General features: G+C 73.3%; 18 protein-coding genes. 16 read left to right on the forward strand and 2 right to left on the reverse strand.

What is annotated here, in order from left to right; genetic code table 11:
- The first annotated feature begins 53 nt into the window (after window positions 1-53).
- From E0W78_RS06385 to E0W78_RS06450, 14 genes are all read left to right on the forward strand, one after another.
- Window positions 54-668, forward strand: a complete 615-nt coding sequence (locus E0W78_RS06385) for a TetR/AcrR family transcriptional regulator (protein WP_242686255.1) — start codon at window positions 54-56, stop codon at window positions 666-668.
- Window positions 665-1459, forward strand: coding sequence for a TIGR03084 family metal-binding protein (locus E0W78_RS06390; RefSeq protein WP_131403019.1), 795 nt, complete (start codon window positions 665-667; stop codon window positions 1457-1459). Before E0W78_RS06385 ends, E0W78_RS06390 begins: the two co-directional genes overlap by 4 nt.
- Window positions 1456-3222 (forward strand): acyclic terpene utilization AtuA family protein, encoded by a 1767-nt coding sequence (locus E0W78_RS06395; protein ID WP_131403020.1) that lies wholly within the window; start codon window positions 1456-1458, stop codon window positions 3220-3222. The genes E0W78_RS06390 and E0W78_RS06395 overlap by 4 nt, the downstream gene beginning before the upstream one ends.
- The gene (locus E0W78_RS06400) at window positions 3219-4370 is read left to right on the forward strand and encodes an acyl-CoA dehydrogenase family protein (RefSeq protein WP_131403021.1); all 1152 of its coding nucleotides are present in this window, start codon (window positions 3219-3221) and stop codon (window positions 4368-4370) included. Before E0W78_RS06395 ends, E0W78_RS06400 begins: the two co-directional genes overlap by 4 nt.
- A gap of 1 nt (window position 4371) precedes the next feature.
- Window positions 4372-5949, forward strand: a complete 1578-nt coding sequence (locus E0W78_RS06405; protein ID WP_131403022.1) for an acyl-CoA carboxylase subunit beta — start codon at window positions 4372-4374, stop codon at window positions 5947-5949.
- A 76-nt stretch (window positions 5950-6025) separates the two neighbouring features.
- Complete coding sequence (locus E0W78_RS06410; protein WP_242686256.1) at window positions 6026-7978, forward strand: biotin carboxylase N-terminal domain-containing protein; 1953 nt, start codon at window positions 6026-6028, stop codon at window positions 7976-7978.
- Complete coding sequence (locus E0W78_RS06415; RefSeq protein WP_131403023.1) at window positions 7975-9138, forward strand: acyl-CoA dehydrogenase family protein; 1164 nt, start codon at window positions 7975-7977, stop codon at window positions 9136-9138. The genes E0W78_RS06410 and E0W78_RS06415 overlap by 4 nt, the downstream gene beginning before the upstream one ends.
- A 112-nt stretch (window positions 9139-9250) precedes the next feature.
- Complete coding sequence (locus E0W78_RS06420) at window positions 9251-9994, forward strand: enoyl-CoA hydratase-related protein (RefSeq protein ID WP_131403024.1); 744 nt, start codon at window positions 9251-9253, stop codon at window positions 9992-9994.
- A 12-nt stretch (window positions 9995-10006) separates the two neighbouring features.
- The gene (locus E0W78_RS06425; protein WP_131403025.1) at window positions 10007-10321 is read left to right on the forward strand and encodes a hypothetical protein; all 315 of its coding nucleotides are present in this window, start codon (window positions 10007-10009) and stop codon (window positions 10319-10321) included.
- A gap of 147 nt (window positions 10322-10468) precedes the next feature.
- Window positions 10469-13225: a carboxypeptidase-like regulatory domain-containing protein gene (locus tag E0W78_RS06430; protein WP_165570422.1), complete on the forward strand. Its 2757-nt coding sequence runs from the start codon at window positions 10469-10471 to the stop codon at window positions 13223-13225.
- Window positions 13226-13260: 35 nt separating this feature from the next.
- Window positions 13261-14691 (forward strand): carboxypeptidase regulatory-like domain-containing protein, encoded by a 1431-nt coding sequence (locus tag E0W78_RS06435; protein WP_131403027.1) that lies wholly within the window; start codon window positions 13261-13263, stop codon window positions 14689-14691.
- Between the two features lie 23 nt (window positions 14692-14714).
- The gene (locus tag E0W78_RS16500) at window positions 14715-15635 is read left to right on the forward strand and encodes a hypothetical protein (RefSeq protein ID WP_165570423.1); all 921 of its coding nucleotides are present in this window, start codon (window positions 14715-14717) and stop codon (window positions 15633-15635) included.
- A gap of 131 nt (window positions 15636-15766) precedes the next feature.
- Window positions 15767-17881 carry a UvrD-helicase domain-containing protein gene (locus tag E0W78_RS06445; RefSeq protein ID WP_131403029.1) on the forward strand — a complete coding sequence of 705 codons (2115 nt, stop codon included), beginning with the start codon at window positions 15767-15769 and terminating at the stop codon, window positions 17879-17881.
- Window positions 17881-19446, forward strand: a complete 1566-nt coding sequence (locus tag E0W78_RS06450; RefSeq protein WP_131403030.1) for a metallophosphoesterase — start codon at window positions 17881-17883, stop codon at window positions 19444-19446. Before E0W78_RS06445 ends, E0W78_RS06450 begins: the two co-directional genes overlap by 1 nt.
- A 1-nt stretch (window position 19447) precedes the next feature.
- On the opposite strand, the gene E0W78_RS06455 is transcribed toward E0W78_RS06450, so the two are convergent.
- On the reverse strand, window positions 19448-19768 hold the full coding sequence (locus E0W78_RS06455) for a hypothetical protein (protein WP_131403031.1): 321 nt from the start codon (window positions 19766-19768) through the stop codon (window positions 19448-19450).
- A gap of 187 nt (window positions 19769-19955) precedes the next feature.
- Between E0W78_RS06455 and E0W78_RS06460 the strand changes: the two genes are divergently transcribed.
- Window positions 19956-20303, forward strand: coding sequence for a hypothetical protein (locus tag E0W78_RS06460; protein ID WP_131403032.1), 348 nt, complete (start codon window positions 19956-19958; stop codon window positions 20301-20303).
- On the opposite strand, the gene E0W78_RS06465 is transcribed toward E0W78_RS06460, so the two are convergent.
- Window positions 20281-21480 carry an ArgE/DapE family deacylase gene (locus tag E0W78_RS06465; RefSeq protein ID WP_131403033.1) on the reverse strand — a complete coding sequence of 400 codons (1200 nt, stop codon included), beginning with the start codon at window positions 21478-21480 and terminating at the stop codon, window positions 20281-20283. The genes E0W78_RS06460 and E0W78_RS06465 overlap by 23 nt on opposite strands.
- Before the next feature lie 179 nt (window positions 21481-21659).
- On the opposite strand from E0W78_RS06465, the gene E0W78_RS06470 reads away from it, so the two are divergent.
- Window positions 21660-23534 (forward strand): anthranilate synthase family protein, encoded by a 1875-nt coding sequence (locus tag E0W78_RS06470; protein WP_131403034.1) that lies wholly within the window; start codon window positions 21660-21662, stop codon window positions 23532-23534.
- Window positions 23535-23572: the final 38 nt, after the last annotated feature.

Below are 23572 nucleotides of genomic sequence, written 5' to 3' on the forward strand. Positions count from 1 at the left end.
GGAAGTAACAAGCAGGGTTGACTGTTTGTTGACGGACGTGCCACGGTGTGGCCGTGACCACATCGACCGTCCGCGTGCGCACGCCGCAGGCCGAGCGCAGCCGGGCCATGCGCGAGCGGCTCATGGAGGCGACCATCGAGTGCCTGGCCGACCTCGGCTGGGCCCGCACCACGACCACCGTCGTCTCGCGCCGCGCCGGCGTCTCGCGGGGCGCGCAGCTGCACCATTTCCCGGCCAAGCTCGACCTCGTGCTGGCCTCCGTCGAGCACCTCACCGACCGCCGGCGCGACGAGATGACCCGGGCCGCCGACGACCTGCCGGCCGAGGGGCGCACCCGGGCGGTGCTGGAGATCCTCAGCGAGCACTTCACGTCCGTGGTCTTCACCGCCGCGCTCGAGCTGTGGGTCGCCGCGCGCACCGACGACGAGCTACGGTCCTCCGTCGCACCGCTGGAGCGCCGCATCGGCCGCGAGACCCACGCCTACGCCTGCCAGCTGCTCGGCGTCGACGACGCCGTCGGCGACAACCGGGTGCACGTGCAGGCCACGATGGACCTGCTCCGCGGGCTCGGCCTGGCCGAGACGCTCAACGACGACTCCAAGCGTCGCGCGGTCATCCTCGACGCCTGGGCCGACACCCTCGACGCCCGGCTGGAGCGGGCGAAGTGAAGGCGACGCTGGACGGCGTCCTGACGGACCTGGCCGAGGAGAGCGCGCTGCTCGACGGCTGGGTCTCCGACCTGGACGCTGACGGCTGGGCGACCGTCACCACGCCGGAGGGCTGGACGGTCGCGCACCAGGTCGCGCACCTCTACTGGACCGACCTCGCCTCGCTCGACGCGATCATCGACCCCGACGCGTTCGGCCGGTCGCTGCGCACCGCCGCGGCCGAGGGGGACGGCTTCGTCGACCGCGAGGCCGAGCGGCTGGCCGCGCTCGAGCCGTCCGACCTGCTCCAGCGCTGGCGCCAGGGCCGGGGCATGCTCGCGTCCGCGCTGCGCGGCGTCCCGGACGGGACGAAGGTGCCGTGGTTCGGCCCGCCGATGAGCCCGGCGTCCATGGCGACCGCCCGCTTCATGGAGACCTGGGCCCACGCGCACGACGTCGCCGAGGCGCTCGGCCGCCCGTACCCGCGGCGCGACAGCGTCCGGCACGTCGTCCACCTCGGCTACCGCACCCGTGCGTTCGCGCACGGGGTCCGCGGGCTGCCGCTGCCCGAGCAGGAGGTGCGGCTGGAGCTGCGCGGGCCCTCGGGTGACACCTGGACGTGGGGTCCGGCCTGGGCGAGCGAGCGGGTCACCGGCGACGCCTACGACTTCGCCCTGCTGGCCACCCGGCGCCGCCACGTCGACGACGTGAAGGTGCGCGCCCACGGGCCTGAGGCCGAGCAGTGGCTGACGATCGTCCAGGCGTTCGCCGGCCAGCCCGGCAACGACCCGAAGCCGCGAGGACGCTCATGAGCAGTGGACCCGTCCGCATCGGCAACGCGTCGGGCTTCTACGGCGACCGGCTCTCCGCGGTCCGCGAGATGCTCGAGGGCGGCGAGCTGGACTACCTGACTGGCGACTGGCTGGCCGAGCTGACGATGCTGATCCTCGGCCGCGACCGCATGAAGGACCCGGCGCTCGGCTACGCCAAGACCTTCGTCGCCCAGATGCGCGACACGCTGGCGCTGGCGAAGGAGCGCGGTGTCCGCATCGTCAGCAACGCCGGCGGGCTCAACCCGGCCGGCCTCGCGGACGCGCTGCGGGCCGTCGCCGCCGAGCAGGGCCTGGACGTCACGATCGCCCACGTCGAGGGCGACGACCTGCTGCCGCGCGCCGACGAGCTCGGCTTCCCCGGCGTGCTGACCGCCAACGCCTACCTGGGCGCGTTCGGCATCGCCGAGGCGCTGCGCCTCGGCGCGGACGTCGTGGTCACCGGCCGGGTCACCGACGCCTCCGTGGTCGTCGGGCCGGCCATCGCGCACCACGGCTGGGGCCGGGACGACCTCGACGCCCTGGCCGGCGCCGTCGTGGCCGGGCACGTCGTCGAGTGCGGCACCCAGGCGACCGGCGGCAACTTCAGCGGCTTCACCGGTCTGGACCTCACGCGTCCGCTCGGGTTCCCGCTGGCCGAGGTCGCCGCCGACGGCTCGTGTGTCATCACCAAGCACGCCGGCACCGGCGGCGCGGTCACCGTCGACACCGTCACCGCCCAGCTCGTGTACGAGATCCAGGGGCCGCGGTACGCCGGGCCCGACGTCGTCACCGACCTCGGCGGGCTGTCGGTCGAGCCGGACGGCCCCGACCGCGTGCGCGTCTCGGGGGCGCGCGGGTCGCTGCCGCCACCGGACGCGAAGGTCTGCCTCAACGAGCTCGGCGGCTTCCGCAACGGGGTCGAGCTGCTCGTCACCGGGCTCGACGTCGACGCCAAGGTCGACTGGGTGCGCGCCCAGGTGGAGGCGGCGCTCGACCCGCGTCCACAGGTCGTCGAGTGGCACCTCGAGCGCGCGGCCGAGGGCGACCCGCTCACCCAGGCCGCCGCCACGTCCCGGCTGCGCTGCGCCGTCAAGGACCCGAGTCCCGACCCGGTCGGCCGCGCGTTCAGCTCGGCGGTCGTCGAGCTCGCGCTCGCGTCCTACCCGGGCTTCGCGGTCACCGCGCCGCCGGCGAAGGGCGCGCCGTTCGGTGTCTACCGCGCCGCGTACGTGCCGCAGACCGAGGTGCCGCACCGGGTCGTCCTGGCCAGCGGGGAGACGGTCGAGATCGACCCGCCCGCCCGCACCGAGCCGCTCGAGCGTCCGATCCCTGAGCCTGTCGAAGGGATCCCCTCGACAGGCTCGGGGAGCGGGGTCGGCTCGGGGAGCGGGGTCGAAGGGCCCACCGTCGACGTCCCGCTGGGGCGGCTGCTGCACGCCCGCTCGGGTGACAAGGGCGGCGATGCCAACGTCGGCGTCTGGGTCCCCAGCACCCACCCGCGCCGCGACGAGGCCTACGCCTGGCTCGTGGCGTGGCTGACCCCCGACCGCGTCCGCACCCTGCTGCCCGAGGCCGAGGGGCTGGCCGTCGAGGTCCAGCCGCTGCCGGGGCCGCGCGCGGTCAACGTCGTCCTGCCCGGACTGCTCGGCGACGGCGTCGCCGCGTCGACCCGGCTCGACCCCCAGGCCAAGGGCCTGGGCGAGTGGCTGCGCGCCCGCGTCGCCGCTGTGCCGGCCCACCTGCTCGTCGAAGGAGAGCGATGAACCCCTGGACCACGCCGGAGCGCACCGCGCTGCGCGACATGGTGCGCGACTTCACGCACAAGGAGATCGTCCCGAACCTGCGCCAGTGGGAGGACGAGGGACGCCTGCCGCGCGAGCTGCACCTGACGGCGGCCAAGGCCGGCCTCATGGGCGTCGGCTTCCCCGAGGAGGTCGGCGGCAGCGGCGGCGACCTGGTCGACACGACCATCGTCACCGAGACGATCATCGAGTCCGGTGGCTCCAGCGGGCTGATCGCTTCGCTGTTCACCCACGGCATCGCGCTGCCGCACATCGTCGCGAACGGCAGCCCCGACCTGATCGACGAGTACGTCCGCCCGACGCTGGCCGGCGAGAAGATCGGCTCGCTGGGCGTCACCGAGCCCGACGGCGGCTCGGACGTCGCGAACCTGCGCACCCGGGCGCGCAAGGACGGCGCCGACTACGTCGTCGACGGCGCGAAGACGTTCATCACCTCCGGCGTCCGCTCGGACTTCGTCACCACCGCGGTGCGCACCGGTGACGACGGCTGGGGCGGCATCAGCCTCGTCGTGATCGACAAGGGCCTGGACGGCTTCGACGTCACCGGCCCGCTCGCCAAGATGGGCTGGCACTGCTCCGACACCGCCGAGCTCGCGTTCAGCGGGGTGCGGGTGCCGCAGGACCGGCTGGTCGGCGAGGAGAACGCCGGGTTCGTCTACGTCATGCAGCAGTTCGTCGTCGAGCGGCTCAGCCTGGCCACGCAGGGCTACGCCACCGCGCAGCGCGCGCTCGACCTGGCCGTCGAGTACGCCCGCACGCGCGAGACCTTCGGGCGTCCGCTCATCAAGCGCCAGGCCGTGCGCCACCGCCTGGTCGAGATGCACCAGAAGGTCGAGGCGGCCCGGGCGGTCACCCGGCAGGCGGTCGACGCCCAGGTGAGCGGCGAGAAGGACGACCTGCAGATGTCGCTCGTCGCGTCGACGGCCAAGAACGTCGCGGTCGAGGCGTGCGAGTGGGTCGTCAGCCAGGCGGTGCAGATCCACGGCGGCGCCGGCTACATGCGCGACAGCGAGGTCGACCGGCACTACCGCGACGCGCGGATCCTGGGCATCGGTGGCGGCGCGACCGAGGTCATGAAGGACCTCTCGGCGAAGCTGCTGGGGTACTGAGATGACGACGGAGACCGTGACCGGGCCGAGCCACCGCGAGGCGATGCTCGAGCGTATCGCCGCCCTCCACGAGGAGCAGGCCAAGGCCGTGGCCGGTGGCGGCGAGCGGTACGTCGCGCGGCACCGCGCCCGCGGCAAGCTGACCGCGCGCGAGCGCATCGAGCTGCTGCTCGACGAGGACGCCCCGTTCCTGGAGCTGGGCGCGCTCGTCGGCTGGGGCACCGACTTCCCGGTGGGCGGCTCCGTCGTCACCGGCCTCGGCGTCGTCGAGGGCGTGGAGTGCATGATCGTGGCCAACGACCCGACGGTGAAGGGCGGCTCGACCAACCCGAGCTCGCTGCGCAAGAGCCGCCGGGCCGCGCAGATCGCCACCGAGAACGGCCTGCCGACGATCAACCTGGTCGAGTCCGGCGGCGCCGACCTGCCGACGCAGAAGGACATCTTCATCCCCGGCGGCGCGAGCTTCCGCGACATCACGCGGTCCAGCGCGGCGGGCGTCCCGACCGTCGCGCTCGTCTTCGGCAACGCCACCGCCGGCGGCGCGTACGTGCCGGGCATGAGCGACTACGTCGTCATGGTCAAGGACGGCGCGAAGGTCTTCCTGGGCGGACCGCCGCTGGTGAAGATGGCCACCGGCGAGGAGTCCGACGACGAGTCGCTGGGCGGTGCCGAGATGCACGCCCGCACGTCCGGCCTGGCCGACTACCTGGCCGTCGACGAGCACGACGCGATCCGGCTCGGACGCCAGATCGTCCGCCGGCTCAACTGGCGCAAGGCCGGTCCGGCGCCGCGCCCGGACTACGCCGAGCCGCGCCGCGACCCCGAGGCCCTGCTCGACCTGATCCCGACCGACCTCAAGCAGCCGTTCGACCCGCGCGAGGTGATCGCGCACCTGGTCGACGGCAGCGACTTCGACGAGTTCAAGCCGCTGTACGGCACCAGCCTGGTCACCGGGTTCGCCCAGCTGCACGGCCACCCGATCGGCGTCCTGGCCAACGCGCAGGGCGTGCTGTTCAGCCAGGAGGCGCAGAAGGCCGCGCAGTTCATCCAGCTGGCCAACCAGGTCGACACGCCGTTGCTCTTCCTGCACAACACGACCGGCTACATGGTGGGCGCGCAGTACGAGCAGGGCGGCATCATCAAGCACGGCGCGCAGATGATCAACGCGGTCTCGAACTCGACGGTGCCGCACCTGAGCGTCGTCATCGGCGCCTCGTACGGCGCCGGCCACTACGGCATGAGCGGACGCGCCTACGACCCGCGCTTCATGTTCAGCTGGCCGAACGCCAAGTCGGCGGTGATGGGCCCGGCGCAGCTCGCCGGCGTCATCTCGATCGTCGCCCGGCAGGCGGCCGAGTCCAAGGGCGTCCCGTACGACGAGGAGAAGGATGCCCAGACCCGCGCGTTCATCGAGCAGATGATCGAGGAGCAGTCGCTGGCGTTCTTCACGTCCGGCATGGGCTACGACGACGGCGTGATCGACCCGCGCGACACGCGCACGATCCTGGGCATCTGCCTGTCGGCCATCACCACCCGCCCCGTCAAGGGCGCCGAGGGATTCGGGGTGTTCCGCCTGTGAGCGAGCGCAGCGAGCGAACCATCAGCATCGTCGCGGGCGGACGTCCGTACCGTTCTTCCCTGACGGAGGTCCGCCTGTGAGCACGCACACGCAGATCAAGAGCGTCCTGGTGGCGAACCGGGGCGAGATCGCCCGGCGCGTCTTCCGCACCTGCCGCGACCTGGGCGTCGAGACCGTCGCCGTCCACTCCGACGCCGACGCGGGCGCCCCGTTCGTCCGCGAGGCCGACCGCGCCGTGCGCCTGCCCGGCTCGGCGCCGGGTGAGACGTACCTGCGCGGCGACCTGGTGATCGCCGCGGCCAAGGCGGCCGGCGCCGACGCGATCCACCCCGGCTACGGCTTCCTGTCCGAGAACGCGCAGTTCGCGCAGGACGTCGTGGATGCCGGGCTGACCTGGATCGGTCCGCGTCCGGCGACGATCGAGGCGATGGGCTCCAAGATTCGGGCCAAGGAGCTCATGGCCGCGGCCGGCGTCCCCGTGCTGGACGTCGACCCGGCCACCGCCACGGCCGACGACTTCCCGCTGCTCGTGAAGGCGTCCGCCGGCGGTGGCGGCCGTGGCATGCGGGTCGTCGACGACCCGCGCGACCTGGAGGCCGAGCTGGCCCGGGCCGGTGCCGAGGCGGCGTCCGCGTTCGGCGACGACACCGTCTTCGTCGAGCCGTACCTGGCCACCGCGCGCCACGTCGAGGTGCAGGTCATGGCCGACGAGCACGGCACCTGCTGGGTGGTCGGCGATCGCGACTGCTCGATCCAGCGCCGCCACCAGAAGGTCGTCGAGGAGGCGCCGGCGCCCGCGCTGTCCGACGTCGCCCGCTCGACCCTGCACGACGCGGCCCGCAAGGCGGTCGGCGCGACCGGCTACGTCGGCGCCGGCACGGTCGAGTTCCTGGTCGACGGCGACCGGGTCTTCTTCCTGGAGATGAACACCCGTCTGCAGGTCGAGCACCCGGTCACGGAGGCGGTCACCGGGCTGGACCTGGTCGCGTTGCAGCTCGCGGTGGCCGCGGGACGTCCGCTCGAGGGCGAGCCGCCGGCCCCGTCGGGCCACGCCGTCGAGGTGCGCCTGTACGCCGAGGACCCGGCCGACGACTGGCGTCCGCAGACCGGCACGCTGCGCGCGTTCGAGGTCGAGGGCGTCGCCTTTGCCAACCCGGACAGCCACGGCCTGCGCGTCGACTCGGGCGTCGAGACCGGCAGCGAGGTCGGCGTCCACTACGACGCGATGCTGGCCAAGGTGATCGCCCACGGGCCCGACCGGGCGTCCGCGCTGCGGATGCTCGACGGCGCGCTCCGCCGGGCCCGGGTGCACGGGGTGGAGACCAACACCGCGCTGCTGCGGGCGATCCTGGCCGACGAGGAGTTCGTCGCCGCGCGCCTGCACACGTCCCTGCTGGACGAGCGGCTCGAGGCCTGGACCAAGCCGGCCGAGGCGCCGGTGCTGGCGGCCCTGGCCGCGGCGCTCGCCGAGGCCGAGACGTCCCGGGCGTCCGCCCGGGTGCTCGGACGCGTCCCGGCCGCGTACCGCAACGTGCTGTCGCAGCCGCGCTCGCGCCGCTACCTCGTGCCCGGTTCGGACGAGCCGCTCGAGGTGACGTACGAGAGCCGCGGCGGCCGCCTGGCCAGCGAGCTGGCCACCGTGGTCGAGGCTTCGCCGACCCGCGTGGTGCTCGAGCGCGACGGCGTCCGGACGTCCTACGCCGTCGCCGTCGGTGAGACGTCGGTCGACGTCGCCGGACCCGACGGAGCGCTCTCGCTCGAGGTCGTCCCGCGCTTCGTCGACCCGTCCGAGGTCGTCGCCGCCGGGTCGCTGCTCGCGCCCATGCCCGCGGCGGTCGTGTCGGTCGCGGTCGAGGCGGGGCAGCGCGTCGAGCGCGGCCAGACCGTCCTGGTGCTCGAGGCCATGAAGATGCAGCACACCGTCGCCGCGCCCGCGGACGGCGTCGTCACCGAGGTCCACGTCAGCGCCGGCTTGCAGGTCGAGTCCGGGGCCGTGCTGGCCGTCGTCGAGGAGGAAGACCAGTCATGACCGCAGCGTTCACCGAGAGCGAGGAGCGCCTGGCGCTCCGCAAGGCCGTGGCCGACCTGGGCCGCAAGTACGGCCAGGAGTACTTCGACACGGCCTTCAAGGAGGGTCGCAAGACCACCGAGCTGTGGGCCGAGGCCGGCAAGCTTGGCTACCTCGGCGTGGCCGTGCCCGAGGAGTACGGCGGAGGCGGCGGGGAGATCGGCGACCTGGCCGCGGTGTGCGAGGAGCTGGCCGCGGCCGGCTGCCCGCTGCTGCTCATGGTCGTCTCGCCGGCCATCGTCGGCACGATCATCGCTCAGTACGGCACCGAGGAGCAGAAGCAGCGCTGGCTGCCCGGCCTGGCCGACGGCACGAGCACGTACGCCTTCTCGATCACCGAGCCGGACGCGGGCAGCAACTCGCACAACATCGTCACCACGGGCTACCGCACCGAGGACGGCTGGCGGCTCAAGGGCACCAAGACGTACATCTCCGGCGTGGACGAGGCGGACGCCGTGCTCGTCGTGGCCCGGCTCGAGGACGCCCGCACGGGCAAGCTGAAGCCGGCGCTGTTCCTCGTCCCCACGGACGCCGAGGGCTTCACCTACAACGAGATCGACATGGGCATCACCAGCCCGGAGAAGCAGTTCACGCTGTTCTTCGACGACGTGCTGGTGCCCAAGGACGCGCTCATCGGCAGCGAGGACGCCGGACTGGAGCAGCTGTTCGCCGGGCTCAACCCCGAGCGCATCATGGCCTCGTCCTTCGCCACCGGCACCGCGCGCCTCGCGCTGGAGAAGGCCACGGCGTACGCCAAGGAGCGCCAGGTCTGGAAGGCGCCGATCGGCGCGCACCAGGCGGTCGCGCACCCGCTGGCCCAGACGCACATCGAGATCGAGATGGCGCGGCTCATGACCCAGAAGGCGGCGGCGCTGTACGCGGCCGGCGACCACATGGCGGCGGGCGAGGCGGCGAACATGGCCAAGTACGCGGCCGGCGAGGTCGTGTGCGCGGCGGTCGACCGGGCCATCCAGACGCTCGGCGGCAACGGCCTGGCGCACGAGTACGGTCTGGTGCAGATGCTGGCCGGGTCGCGCCTGTCGCGCATCGCGCCGGTGAGCCGGGAGATGATCCTCAACTTCGTCGCCCAGTTCTCCCTGGGCCTGCCCAAGTCGTACTAGCCGGCCCGCGCTCGTTCCTCGCGCTCCCTCCGGGCCTCGCAGGGCTCGTCCCGGGCCGGCTGCCGGCTTCGCCGGCCTATGGTCACCTCGTTGGTACAGAAAGTTGGTCAGCATGACCCTGGCGCACCTGGACGTCGCGGACGGCGTCGCCACCATCACCCTGGACAGCGAGCACAACCGCAACGCGCTCTCGGCGCAACTGGTGCGCGAGCTCGGCGAGCGGCTGGCGGCGGCCGAGGCGGACGCGGACGTCCGCGCGGTGCTCGTCCGGTCGGCGCACCGGGTGTTCTGCTCGGGCGCGGACCTGTCCGAGGCGTCCTCGGGCGGCATGGAGACCGGCGCCCGCACGCTCGTCGAGCTGCAGCGCGCGATCGCCACGTCGGCCAAGCCGGTCGTCGTGGCGCTGGCTGGCCCGGTCCGGGCCGGCGGACTGGGCATCGTCGGTGCCGCGGACGTCGTGGTGGCCGCGTCGTCGGTGACGTTCCAGCTCACCGAGGTGCGGCTCGGCCTGGCGCCGTCGGTCATCTCGCTCAGCCTTCTGCCGCGGCTCACGCCCCGGGCCGCGTCCGACCTGTTCCTCACGGCGCGCCAGTTCTCGGCTGCGGAGGCCACCGACATCGGCCTGGTGACCCGGGTCGTCGACGACGAGGCGCTCGACCAGGCGGTCGGCGACGTCCTGGCCGACCTGGCGAAGGGCTCGCCGCAGGGCCTGCGCGAGACCAAGCAGCTCGTGAACCGCGACCTGGTGGCCCGCATCGACGCCCTGGGCGACGAGGTCGCGGCCCAGTCGGCGCGCCTGTTCGGCAGCGACGAGGCCCGCGCCGCCATGCAGGCCTTCCTGAGCCGGAAGGGCTGACAGGGGAGACCGATGGCGAAGAAGCGGAAGGTCGGGTCGCCGCGGTCGATCCGCATGATGAACTACGCGTTCTTCGACGAGCTCGGCCAACGGTGGGACTTCGTCAGGGCCCTGTCGAGGGCCGAGACCGAGGGGCTCATCTCGAGCCCGACGATCGCGCGGACGCTGGTGAACGACGTCGCCTTCAGCACAGTCCGGGCCTTGGACGAGCAGGAGGCGCACGACCTGATGTCGACGATGACGTGGGGGCCCGCGCCGACGCAGCTGCAGGCGGCGCTGTTCTCGCGGGCTGCCCTGAGCACGCTGGTCCTCGTCGTGGAGGACTGAGCCCGGTCGAGTGGTTGCGGGGGACAAAGGTCCCGCGCAACCGCATTCGCGCCCGCCAGGTCGTTCGAACTACGTACGGTGTCTCGACCGCCCGCGGGGGGTGGCCGCACGGACCGCTCGGTCGTGCCTCGACCGAAAGGGCCGACCGTGGCTCCTGCTCGTCCTTCTCTCGTCCGCCTCGTGCTGAGCCTGGTGCTCGCACTCGGCGGCCTCGTCGCCGTCTCCGGGACGGCCGTCGCCGACGACCCCCAGGTCCCGGCGCCGCTGTCGCTGGTGACCGGCAGCGTCACCCTGTCTGACGGCGCGCCGGCCGCGTCCGTCACCGTCTCGGCCGCGCCCAAGGCGGGCACCGACGGCACGACCGCGAGCACGTCCACCGACGCCAGCGGCGCCTACGCGCTCGAGCTCGGCACCGGCACCTACACGATCACCTACGGTCTCGATCGCTACGAGACCCGCAAGGTCGAGGACGTCATCGTCACGGCCGCGCGGACCCTCGACGCCGTCGAGCTGGTCCGCCTGTACCGCCTCTCCGGCACCGTGACGTTCAAGGACGGGACCCCGGCGACGGGCGCTCGCGTCCAGGCGTGGACGGAGGACGAGGACACCGAGCTCGAGTCCCGCACGACGGTCGGCAGCGACGGCCGATTCCAGCTGGACCTCCCCCGCGGCGAGTACGACGTCTACGTCGCCGGGCGCGGTGTGCCGGCTCGTGAGTACTACCTGGTGATGGACCGCGATCGGACCATCACGTACAGCGCGACCCGCACCCCGTCCGTGACCGGCACCGTCCAGCTGGACGACGGACAGTCGTTCGACCAGGTGGAGGGGTCCGTCGACGTCCAGCAGCGCATCGACGGCTACTGGGAGACCGTCGACTGGGCCGACGTCGAGAGCGACGGAAGCTTCGAGACCACCCTCGCGGCCGGCACGTACCGTTTCGAGTACTCGGCTGACGGCTACGCCTCCCGGACCGTGGACGTCGTCGTCACCTCGAGCGACCGGACGGTCGACTCCGTGGTGCTGGCGCGCCTGCCTCGGGTGACCGGGTCGGCCACGCTGTCCGACGGCGCGTCCTTCGCCGACGTGGACGGCCTGGTCGTCGTCGACCGCAAGCTCGCAGGCGGCGCCTGGGACGAGGAGCACGACCTGCGCGGCATCCGGGCCGACGGCTCGTTCACGCTGCCGCTCGCGCCGGGCACCTACCGGGTGTCGGTTCAGGCGTACGGGTACTCGACCGTCCTGGTGCAGGACGTCGTCGTCACGTCCGCCGACCAGGCGCTCGCTCCGGTGACCCTCACCCGGCTGCCGCGCCTGACCGGCACGGTGTCGCTCAGCGACGGCGGCTCGCACGCCGAGGCCGAGACCACCGTCGCCCTCATGCAGCAGCAGGCGGACGGATCGTGGGACCACCTCGACTACGCCTGGGTGGAGCCGGACGGCTCGTTCACCCTGCCCGCCCCGGAGGGCACCTTCCGGCTCGAGTACGACGCGTACGGCTACTCGCAGAAGCTGGTCGACGTCACCGTGACCGGCGACCGCGTCCTCGAGCCCGTCGTGCTCACCCCGCTCCCGGTGGTGTCCGGGACCGTGTCGCTCGCCGGCGGTGTGTCGCCGGTGTCCGTCGATGCCTACGTGGTCGCCGTGCAGCGGGACGAGGTGGTCGGCGGCGCCCAGGTCGAGGCGAACGGCTCGTTCTCCTTCGCCGTCCCCGACGGCGCCTACACGCTCGCCTACTACGCCGACGGCTTCGACACCCTCGAGCGGGCGCTCACCGTCTCGGGCGACACGACCGTCCCGGCCGTGACCCTGGCGAAGCTGGCGCGCGTCACGGGACGCGTCGTGCTGGGCACCGGCACGAGCCCGGTCAGCGCCAACGCGCGCGTCGTGGCGCTGCGGCAGCAGGCCGACGGCACCTACGTCCGTGAGACGGGGGCATGGGTCACCGCTTCCGGCACCTACACGCTGCTCCTCGGTGCCGGCACGTACCGGCTGCAGGTCAGTGCGGACGGCCACACCACGGCGACCCTGTCCGATGTCGTCGTCACCGGCGACCGCGCGCTGGAGCCCGTCGCCCTGACCCGCCCCGACGCGCCGCTGGAGAACCTCGTCGCTCCCACGATCCCCGCTCAGGTGGTCGCCGGCCAGAAGCTCACCCCCACGCCGGGCACCTGGAGCCGCGACGGCGTCACGCTCAGCTACCAGTGGCTGCTCGACGGACAGCCGGTGAAGGGCGCGACCTCGCGCACCATCACCGTGCCCGGCAGCTGGGTCGAGCGTCGTCTCTCGGTCGGCGTCAAGGCCACGGTCGCGGGCCAGCCCGCCGCCTGGGCGTTCTCGGACGAGGTGCCCGTGGGCGCTGGCCGGCTCGTCGTGACGACGCCCGTCGTCGTCGGGACCCCGCGGGTCGGCCAGGCGCTGCGCGTCGGCGGCGGTGCGGTGTCGCCGGCCGCCCAGTGGCTCGTCTACACCTGGCGGGTGGACGGCCGGATCCAGTACGGCAACAACAAGCCGACGTTCGTCCCGCAGGCCAAGCACCTCGGACGCCGCGTGACGGTCGAGGTCGAGGGCTCGCGAACCGGCTTCCACTACGCGAAGGCGATCTCGCAGCCGAGCGCCGCGATCGGTGTCGGCACGATCGGCGTCCGCGCCCAGCCGTCCGTCAAGGGCAAGTCGCAGGTCGGCTCGACGTTGACCGTGCGCCCGGGTGCCTACACGCCGGGCACGGTGCGACTGCGCTACCAGTGGTTCGTTGCAGGCCGGAAGGTCAGCGGCGCGACCGACTCGACCTTCCGACCGACGTCCGCCCACCGCGGTCGGAAGGTCAGCGTCCGGGTGACCGTGTCAGCGACCGGCTACACCACCCGCTCGATCACCACCACGGCCAAGCGCGTCGCGCGCTGAGCCCCGCACCTCCCCACGAAGCAAGGATCTCCCTCGTGCCTGCTCTGACCCCGTCGCGCGCTGCGCGGCTCCTCGTCGCGCTCGTCGTGGCCGCCGCCGCGTTCGCCCTCCCGGCCACGGCCGTGGCTGCCGTCCCCGGCCTCCTCACCGGCACCGTCGTGCTGGCGGATGGCTCGGACCCGTGGGACGCCAACGCCGCCGTCGTCGTCCGCTCCGGCGAGGACGACCTGGGCAGCGACTGGATCGACAGCGACGGCTCCTACGAATTCGACCTCGACCCGGGTTCGTACACGCTCGTCTACAGCGCGCGGGGATTCGGCACGGTGGAGCGCGACCTCATCGTGGACGGCGACGCCGTCCTGCCGACCATCACGCTGAGCGCCCCGGTGAAGGTGACGGGCCTGATCGTCCGCGCCGGTGCCGGCGAGGTGCCTCTCCCGTTCGCCGATGTCGAGCTCCGGGCGGTGAAGCCGGGTGGCGGGCTCGGCCGTCCGGTGACGACCAGCAGCGACGCGTCCGGGCGTTTCGAGGCCACGGTCGCCCTGGGCACCTACCGGGTGAGCTACACCTCCTTCGGCCGCATCCCGGTCGTGGTCCCGTCGGTCCAGGTGGACGCGGCCCGCGAGCTCGCGCCGGTGACCATGGAGATGCTGCCGGCGCCGATCGACAACTTGGAGCACCCCTCGCTGCGCTCGGTCCACGTGAACGGCACGGCGACGGTCTCGAACGGCCGCTGGAACTACGCCGCGCTCGACTTCGCCTACCAGTGGTACCTCGACGGCGCGCCGATCGCTGGGGCCACGCGGTCGACGTTCCCGCTCCAGGCCAAGCACGGGGGACACCGCCTGCGCGCCTCCGTGACGGCGAGCGGCAGCCACCGCGAGCCGGTCGTGATGTTCACCGAGGAGACCGTCGTGGCGGCTGCGCTGGCGACCCTGAGCGCCGCGCCGCGGGTCGTCGGCACCACGCAGGTCGGCCAGACGCTGCGCGCCGTGCTCGGAAGGCCCACCCCATCGAACGCGAAGGTGACCTACCAGTGGACGGCGGGCTCGGTCCGCGTCCCCGAGACCGGCCCGACGGTGATGCTTCGACCCGAGCTCCGCGGCAAGCGCCTGCGACTTCGGGTGCGCGTCTCGGCTCCGGGCTACAGCACCAACGAGTACCGGGTCCCGGCGACCACGGTGGTGAAGGTCGGCACGATCGCCCTGCGGTCGGCGCCCACCGTCTCCGGCTCGCCGAAGGTCGGACGCACGCTGCGGGCCCGGGTGGCCGTCGCCGCGCCGAGCGGCGTGCGCGTCCGGTACCAATGGCTGGCGAACGGGAAGGCGATCAAGGGAGCCACGAAGTCCACCGTGCGGTTGACGAAGGCTCAGCGGAAGCGTCGGATCAGCGTCCAGGTCAGCCTGTCCGCCTCGGCGTACTCGCCCCGCGTCGTCCAGTCCGCCCGCACCCGGGCCGTCCGATGACGCCCACCCGAGAGGCCCGACTCGTGACCACTGCCACTGTCCGTCCCGTGCGCGCCCTGCTGGCGCTCGTGCTCGCGCTGGCCGCGCTCGCAGCCGTGCCCTCGTCCGCGTCCGCGGCCGACGTCATCGAGAACCGTCTACGGCCGCGCGTCGAGGGCGACATCCGTGTCGGCGAGACGTCGGTGATCGACACCGGGGCGTGGAGCCACAGCGGGCTGACCTTCGCCTTCCAGTGGTACGTCGACGGTGAGCCGGTGGCGGGGGCGACCGGTCGCACGTTCGTCCCCGCGCGGGGCACGGAGAACCACCTGCTGAGTGCGACCGTGACCGCCAGCCTCCCGACGTACGCCCCGGTCACGGTCGGCACCGAGAACATCACGCACATCAACCGCCAGTACCTGGACTGGCCGCGGAACCCGTACACGCTCGGCACGTTGAAGGTGGGTTCCACCCTCCGCGTGGTGACCGGGCTGATCACGAAGACGCCCACCCCGCCAAGCATCCAGTGGTACGTCGACGGCCGTCGCGCCGCGGGCGAGACCGGCACGACCTTCGTCCCCCGTCCCCAGGACGTCGGCAAGCGGGTCATGGTCCAGGTGTCCGCCAGCGCGCCCGGCTACGAGCCGTTGACCCTGGGGAACTACGACCGCCACGCCCCGAAGGTCGCTCCGGGCACCATCGCGGTGCGCGTCCGCCCGACGGTGAAGGGCACGGCGAAGGTCGGACGGACGCTCCGGGTGCGGCCCGGTGCGTACGGTCCCGTTCCGGTCCGGCTGACGTACCAGTGGCTGGTCGGCGGCAAGGCCGTGGCCGGCGCGACTCGTTCGACGTTCAAGCCCCGGACCGCCCACCGGGGCCAGCGGGTGAGCGTCGTGGTCCGCGTGCGCTCGTCCGGCTACACGACCGTGAAGGTCACCAGCCGCGGCACGACGAAGGTTCGCTAGACCACGACGGCGGGCGGTCCTCCTGGGAGGGTCGCCCCGCCGCGTGCGTCCGGGGTCCGGGCACCGCCGCGCCGCTGGTGCGCAGTGCCTAGACTGGGGAGTTCCCGTTCGACCCCCTCCTGAGGAGCTCAGTGACCGCCACGCACGACCAGGCGCAGGCCGAGATCGCCCACGAGCAGGCGTACGTCGACGCCGTCTACGACCGGCTCGATGAGTCGGCCAAGGTCGCCACCTCGCTGGTCAAGGAGGGCTACGCCCGCGGGCACGTCGGCAACGAGGGTGGCCTCGTCGAGCGTGACGCGATGGTCTTCCAGGCCTCGAAGCGGCTCGCCGCGCTCAACGCCGCGCACGACGGCCTCGTGTTCGGCCGCCTCGACCTCACCGACGGTCACGCCCGCTACATCGGACGCATTGGGGTGCGCGACGCCGACCGCGAGATCCTGCTCGTCGACTGGCGCGCCCCCGCGGCCGCGCTGTTCTACCAAGCCACGGCCAACGAGCCGAGGGGTGTGATCCGCCGTCGCGTCCTGCGCTCGTCCGGCAAGACCGTCGTCGGCGTCGAGGACGACCTGCTGGACGCCGAGCACGCCCCCGACGACATGGTCGTCGTCGGTGAGGGCGCGCTGCTGGCCAGCCTCAGCCGCGCCCGCGACGCGAAGATGCACTCGGTCGTCGCGACCATCCAGAAGGAGCAGGACGAGGCGATCCGCGCGCCCGCCCGCGGCGCCACGATCATCGGCGGCGGCCCGGGCACCGGCAAGACCGTCGTGGCCCTGCACCGCGCCGCCTTCCTGCTCTACAACGACCGGCGCCGGTTCGAGTCCGGCGGCGTGCTCGTCGTCGGCCCGTCGGGCGTCTTCATGAGCTACATCGAGCGCGTCCTGCCCAGCCTCGGCGAGACCGCCGTGACGCTGCGCGCGCTCGGCGAGGTCGTCGACGGCATCCGCACCGACCGCCACGACGAGCCTGCCGCGGCCGCCGCCAAGGGCAGCGAGCGCATGGCCTCGCTGCTCTCGCGCCTGGTCACCTGGAGCCAGCCGGGCGAGCCGGAGTCGTTCCGCTTCTTCTACAAGGACGACGTGCTGCGCCTGGACCAGCGCCAGCTGCGCGGCATCCGTCGCCAGCTCATGAGCAACCTGCGCCGCAACCAGGCGTACGCCAAGGCGCCCGGGGCCCTGGTGGACGCGCTGTGGCGTCAGGTCCGGGGCGAGCGCGCGCTCGAGAAGGGCAAGGAGGGCTTCGCCGACGAGATCACCGGCTCGGCCGCCTTCCGCGAGTTCGTCGAGGACTGGTGGCCCCCGCTGGGGGCCGTCCAGCTCTGGCGCACCCTGCCGCAGGTCATCGAGCCGCTCGCCTCGCGCACGTACTCGCGCGACGAGGTCGCGGCGATGAAGGCGTCGTGGGAGCAGCACGCCGAGCCGTCCATCGAGGACGTCCCGCTCATCGACGAGCTGCGCTACCTGCTCGGCGAGGTGCCGGTCGAGGACGACGAGTCCGACGACGGGCCGCGCGAGCTCATGAGCTTCGAGCGGGCCGAGCGCGAGCGCCGCAACGAGCTGCGCTCCACCTCGTCCATCGAGGACGACGGCTTCGCCCACGTGCTCGTCGACGAGGCCCAGGACCTCTCGCCGATGCAGTGGCGGATGCTCGGCCGTCGCGGCCGCTACGCCAGCTGGACGATCGTCGGCGACCAGGCGCAGTCGTCCTGGCCGCACCGCGACGAGTCGGCCCGTGCCCGCGCGGCGGCGCTGTCGAACCTGCCGCTGCACGAGTTCCGGCTGTCGACGAACTACCGCAACTCCGCCGAGATCTACGACTTCGCCGCCGAGGTGGCCAAGGTCGCCGCCCCGGACGCCGACCTCGCGCGCGCCGTGCGCGAGACCGGTGAGCACCCGCAGCACCGCGTGGTGGCCGCGGGCGACGAGATCGGCGCCGTGGCACAGGCCGTCGACGAGCTGGCCGGCCGGGTCGAGGGCACCATCGCCGTCGTCACCGCCGTCACCCGCCGCGAGCAGGCCCGCCGCGACCTGGCCGACGCGCTCGCCCCGCACGGCGACCGCGTCCGCGTGCTCGACGGCCTCGACACCAAGGGCCTGGAGTTCGACGCCGTCGTCGTGCTCGAGCCCGACGAGATCACCGACGAGTCGCCGTCGGGCTGGCGGACGCTGTACGTCGTCCTCACCCGGGCGACCCAGCTGCTGACCACGGTCGGCACGAGCGACCGCTGGCTCAAGCGGGTCCGCTGATGCGCCGCGTCGTCGCGGCCCTGCCGCTGCTCGCCCTCGGGCTGGTGGTGACGGTCGGCGTCGGGCTGACCGCGTTCCTGCACAGCGAGCGAGAGGTCTCCATCGGCGCGCACTCGTCGCTGGTGCGCCCGACGTTCGACGGCTGGGCGACGCTCGACTTCGGCCCGCTGCTGCCCACCGTCCGCGTGCCCGTCGAGGGCACCGGCGGCATCGGCGTCGAGATCGACCTCGGCGACAGCCAGGTGACGTCGCTCGAGCAGCTCGCCGCCCAGGACGCGGTCATCGCCAGCCAGCCGGCCGGTGAGATCCGCAAGGTCACCTCGACCGTCGAGGACATGGCGTGGGTCGCGCTGTCCAAGGGCGCGGGCGCCGGCGTCCTCACCGTCCTGCTCGTGCTCGGCGTCTGGCGCGCGATCGGCGCCGACCGTCGGGCCGAGCTGCGCGGCTCGGCCCGTCGCGCGCTGCACCGGCGGCCGTCGCGGCGGACGGTCGTGGGCGGGGTCGTCGTCACCGCGCTCGTGGCCGGCTCGGTGGTCGCCATCGTCATGCCGGTCGACGACGCGGACGTCGCCGGTGACCGGACGTGGGAGCCGATCACCGAGGTCTTCCCCGAGCTCGACGGCACGGACCCCGTGCTCGACACGGTGCAGATCGCCGAGGGCGCCGCGGCGTCGGGCGGCAGCGCGCTCGTGCAGGGTGCGCTCAACACGTACCGCGAGTCGATCAGCTTCTACGGCGACCTGGCCGAGACGGCGTCGCAGGCCGTCGTCCGCACGCCCGCCGAGGGTGAGACGACCGCCCTGGTGGTCACCGACCGGCACGACAACATCGGCATGGACCAGGTGGCGCGGGCCATCGCCGACCAGGCGCAGGCGTCGACGGTGCTCGACCTCGGTGACGACACGTCGGTCGGCGGCAGCTGGGAGGAGTTCAGCATCAACTCCCTGGCCCGCGAGATGCGGGACCTCGACGTGGTGGCGATCGCCGGCAACCACGACACCGGTGGCAACATCCAGCGCTGGTACCGCGACGCCGGCTTCACCGTGCTCGACGGGGAGCCGGTGGAGGTCGACGGCGTCCGGTACATCGGCACCAGCGACCCGCGCAGCTCGGGCCTCACCTCGGGCTACGAGGGCGACGCGGCCGACAACAGCGCCGCGCTCAAGGAGCAGGACGCCGCGCTGACCGAGACCGCCTGCGAGGACGGCGACGTGTCGGTCGCGCTCGTGCACAGCGCCTCGTCGGCCAAGCAGCTGGCCGCGTCCGGGTGCGTCGACCTCGTGCTGTCGGGCCACCTGCACCGCCAGGTCGGGCCGGACGTCGTCGAGGGCGAGAACGGACGCCGCACGGTCACGCTCACCACGGCGTCCACCGGTGGCGCGGTCTACGCCTTCGCGCTGGGCAGCAAGCTGCGCCGGGCCGCGCAGGTCACGATCGTGACCTTCCGCGACGGCGCGCCGGTGGGGCTGCAGCCGGTGAACCTGGAGCCGGGCGGCATCGTCACCGTGCAGGACTTCGTGCCGATCACCCCGTCGCCGCGCGACGCGGTGGAGGCGCTGCGCTGAGCTAGCCGGCCTTCGCCGGCTCGACCTGCTCGAGCAGCGCCTCGACCTCCGTGGCGACCCCGATCGTCCGCTCGCGCTCGTCGCGCGGCCAGTCGGTGAGCCAGGCGTGCAGGGTGTCGCCGACGGCGACGGTGCGCACGGTCCGGCCCATCGAACGGGCGGCGGCGCGGGCGGCCCGGCGCCACGCCTCGAGCTCCAGCGGGCACTGCGGCGTCGGACGTGACACGTGGCCGCGCTCGCCGAGCGCGGCGCCGATCGTGGACTTCATCTCGTCGTAGGTGAGGCCGGCCGGCATCGGGGTCAGGCGGGTCCTGCGCTCCATCGGGGGTCCTTCGTTCGGGGACCGCCCCCGCGGTCGTAGGTCGCCCGACGAGCGCCGGGCACGTCCGCGAGGCTAGCCCTCCCCGGACCCGGCCGTCGGCGACGCGCCGGTCCGCGGGGCGGCGTTCGCGCGGTGTTCGTGGCCCGTTCCGCGCCGCGGCCTCGTCCGTTCGTGGGACGCTCTCGCCGTGAGCGCCTGGAAGAGCCTGGCCCTGGTGGCGGCGGTCCTGGTCGTCGGGTCGGGCTTCCTCCTGGTCGCCACCCCGTACGTCCCCGGCGACGACAGCGACTACCAGTGCGCGGCACCGTGGCGGATCGTCCGGTACGACACTGACTCCGTCCGGTGGGGCGAGCCTCCCGTGGACGAGGAGGGGATCGAGCGTCGCTGCCGTATCGCGGCGCACGACAGCGTCGACCTCGCCGGGCGGACCGGGACGGCCGCCCTGCTCGTCGCCGGGCTGTCCGTCCTGGCGCTCGCGCGGGAGCGTCGTGAGCGCCGCCCCGTCCGGACCCCTACGAGCAGCGGGCGAGGATGAGCCGGGCGTAGGTCTCGGCTGCGGCGACGACCTCGTCGACGCGCACCGACTCGTCCACGGCGTGCGCGTTCGCGATGTCGCCCGGGCCCAGCTGCAGGGTGGGGACGCCCGCGGCGGCGTACTGGCGCAGGTCCGATCCGTAGGGGGCGCCCACCGCCGCCATCGCCGGGTCGCCGGCCGCGGCGCGCACCTCGTCCAGGAACGGGTGCCCCTCGGGCAGGCTTCCCGCGGCGAACTGGCCGCCGGGCCAGGTGACGACGGCCGGGTTCTTCTCCAGCCACGGGTGGTCGGCCGCGGCCGCCGCGGCCTCGAAGACGGCCCGCGCCTGCTCGAACGTCTCGCCCGGGCGCGTGCCGAACCGTCCCTCGGCGACGAGTCGGTCGGGGATCGTGGAGGCCCAGTCGCCGGCCTGGATGGTGCCGACGCTGATCGGGAACGGGTGCGCGTCGAACGGCGCGGGCGGGGCGGCGTTGCGTTCGGCGTCGAGCCGGCGCAGCGCGGCGTGGACGGCCTCGAACACCTCGATCGCGCTCACGCCCGCGTCCGGTCGGGAGCCGTGCGTGGACGACCCGGACAGCTCCAGGCGGAAGGTCAGGGCGCCCGCGTTGGCGGTGACGATCGTGCCGGCGGTGGGCTCGGCGATGAGGCACGCGTCGCCGGTGTGCCCGCGGCGCAGCGTCGCGAACGCACCCAGGCCACCGTCCTCCTCGCCCACGACGGTGTGGACGGCGAACGGACGCTTCAGCTCGACGCCGCTCGCCGCCACGGCCCGCGCCGCGGCGAAGATGGCGGCGACCCCGCCCTTCATGTCGCACACGCCCCGGCCGAACCAGGTGCCGTCCACCTCGCGCAGCACCCACGGGTCGCCGCCGGTCCACGCCTCGGGCTCGCCGGGCGGGACGACGTCCACGTGCCCGTTGAGGATCAGCGCGGGCGTGCCGGGACCGGACGTCGCCACGCAGCCCCACGCCTCGGCGCGCTCGACCTCCTCGCCCGGGTGGTCGGGGTCGGCCCGCATCGCGTCGACGTCGATCTGCCACAGGTCGACGTCCAGACCCAGGCCGGCGAGGGTCGCGGCGCACCAGCGCTGGGCCAGCACCTCGGACTCGCTGCCGCCGACGCTCGCCAGGCTGACGAGCTGGGTGAGGTCGCGCCGCACCAGGTCGATGTCGATCATGGCGGCGAGCGTAGGACACGCCCCGGAGCCCGGCCGCCCTGCGGTACGCTTCGACGCATGACAGCCCGGCCCCTGACCTGGTGGCGCCACCCGTAGGTGGCCTGTCGACTTCTGCCCAGACCGCCTCACGGCCGGCTCTGGGCTTTTCTCTTCCCGGGCCGCCGAGCCAGGAGAACCACATGACGCACCTCGACGACCTGCTCGCCCAGCCCGCCTGGGCGATCGTGCGCACGCGCGACAGCGACACCGTCACGCTCGTCGGCGGCCCCCGCACGGACCTCGAGCGGCTGGCGGACGTCCCGCTGGGCGCCGGTCCGGGCCACGGCTGGGAGCAGCTCGTGCTCGTGCCGTTCCAGCAGGTGCGCGAGCGCGGGTTCGAGGCGCACGACGACGGCACGCCGCTGACGTCCATCGCCGCCGAGCTGCTGCGCGAGGTGCCGGTCGACGAGGTGCTCGCGCTGCTGCCCGACACCGAGATCGAGCTGGCCGACCGCGGCGGCTTCGAGACGTCCGACGAGGAGTACGCCGGCATCGTCCAGGCGATCATCGACGACGAGATCGGCCGCGGCGAGGGCGCCAACCTCGTGGTCGGACGCCGCTACCGCGCGCAGGTCGCCGACTGGGGCCACGACCGCGCGCTCACCGTGCTGCGCCGCCTGCTCGAGCGCGAGCGCGGCGCCTTCTGGACGTTCTGCGTCTTCACGGGCGACCGCTACCTGATCGGTGCCAGCCCCGAGCGGCACGTCAGCGTCGACGCCGGCCAGGTGCGCATGAACCCGATCAGCGGCACCTTCCGCCTGCGCGGGCTGGACACCCAGGCCGAGCGCAAGGCGGCGCTGCTGGAGTTCCTGCGCGACGAGAAGGAGATCTACGAGCTGTTCATGGTCGTGGACGAGGAGCTCAAGCAGATGTGCGACATCTGCCACGAGGGCGGCATGGTGCTCGGCCCGTTCCTCAAGCCGATGACCCACCTCGTCCACACCGAGTACCTGCTCGCCGGCCGGACCCGCATGGACGTGCGCGACGTGCTGCGCCAGTCGATGTTCGCGGCCACGGTGACCGGCAGCCCGGTCGAGAACGCCTGCCGCCTGATCAAGCAGTACGAGCCGCAGGGCCGCGGCTACTACGCGGGCGTCGCCGCGCTCGTCGGCCGTGACGCCAACGGGGCGCAGGTGGCGGACGCGCCCATCCTCATCCGCACCGCGGACGTCGACCTGCAGGGCAACGTCGTGGTGACGGCCGGCGCGACGCTCGTGCGCGACTCCGACGCGATGTACGAGACGAAGGAGACGTGGGCCAAGGCGTCCGGCGTGCTCAGCGCGTTCGGCCTGGTCGAGCAGGCGCCCGAGGCGGTGCCCGGCCACGACGACTTCACCCGCGACGACGAGGTGCTCATCGCCCTCGGCTCGCGCAACCAGCGGCTCAGCCAGTTCTGGCTGAGCGACCAGTCCGGCGCCGCGCCGCGGCCCGAGCTGGCTGGCAAGCGCGTCGTCGTGCTCGACGGCGAGGACGACTTCGTCAACATGCTGCGCCACGTGTTCGGCGTGCTGGGCATGACCACGGACGTCGTCCGCCACGACGAGTACGCCGACGGAGCGCTCGACGGCTACGACCTCGTGGTGCTCGGCCCGGGGCCGGGGGACCCGCGCGACGGCGACGACGCGAAGATCGCCACGATCGGCCGCGCCGCCGACGCCCTGCTCGAGGCCGAGCGGCCGTTCCTGGCCGTGTGCCTGGGCCACCAGGTGCTCAGCGGCAGGGTCGGCCTCGACCTGGCGTTCAAGGACATCGTCTTCCAGGGCACGCAGAGCCGGCTGCCGGTGCTGGGCCGCGACGAGACGGTGGGCTTCTACAACACGTTCGTGGCCCGCGTGCCCGACGGCGGCCTGCCCGAGGGCGTCACCGTCGAGCGCGACGAGGCCAGCGGCGACGTCCACCTGGTGGCGGGCCCGCACTACCGCGGCATCCAGTTCCACGCCGAGTCGGTGCTGACCCAGAACGGCTTCCGGATCCTGCGCGACCTCGTGCTCCAGCTGCTCGCCCCGCAGCGCTGAGCCGACCGGGTGCCCCGGCGCGGCACTAGCGTCGGGGC

Origin of the sequence: Aeromicrobium sp. IC_218, assembly GCF_004336805.1 — a bacterium.
GTDB lineage: Bacteria > Actinomycetota > Actinomycetes > Propionibacteriales > Nocardioidaceae > Aeromicrobium.

Excerpts from the sequence above, each read along its gene's own strand:
- E0W78_RS06395 (WP_131403020.1), top strand. The coding sequence starts at position 1,456 with ATGAGCAGTGGACCCGTCCGCATCGGCAACGCGTCGGGCTTCTACGGC.
- E0W78_RS06400 (WP_131403021.1), top strand. The coding sequence starts at position 3,219 with ATGAACCCCTGGACCACGCCGGAGCGCACCGCGCTGCGCGACATGGTG.
- E0W78_RS06405 (WP_131403022.1), top strand. The coding sequence starts at position 4,372 with ATGACGACGGAGACCGTGACCGGGCCGAGCCACCGCGAGGCGATGCTC.
- E0W78_RS06415 (WP_131403023.1), top strand. The coding sequence starts at position 7,975 with ATGACCGCAGCGTTCACCGAGAGCGAGGAGCGCCTGGCGCTCCGCAAG.
- E0W78_RS06420 (WP_131403024.1), top strand. The coding sequence starts at position 9,251 with ATGACCCTGGCGCACCTGGACGTCGCGGACGGCGTCGCCACCATCACC.
- E0W78_RS06425 (WP_131403025.1), top strand. The coding sequence starts at position 10,007 with ATGGCGAAGAAGCGGAAGGTCGGGTCGCCGCGGTCGATCCGCATGATG.
- E0W78_RS06450 (WP_131403030.1), top strand. The coding sequence starts at position 17,881 with ATGCGCCGCGTCGTCGCGGCCCTGCCGCTGCTCGCCCTCGGGCTGGTG.
- E0W78_RS06455 (WP_131403031.1), bottom strand. The coding sequence starts at position 19,768 with ATGGAGCGCAGGACCCGCCTGACCCCGATGCCGGCCGGCCTCACCTAC.
- E0W78_RS06465 (WP_131403033.1), bottom strand. The coding sequence starts at position 21,480 with ATGATCGACATCGACCTGGTGCGGCGCGACCTCACCCAGCTCGTCAGC.
- E0W78_RS06470 (WP_131403034.1), top strand. The coding sequence starts at position 21,660 with ATGACGCACCTCGACGACCTGCTCGCCCAGCCCGCCTGGGCGATCGTG.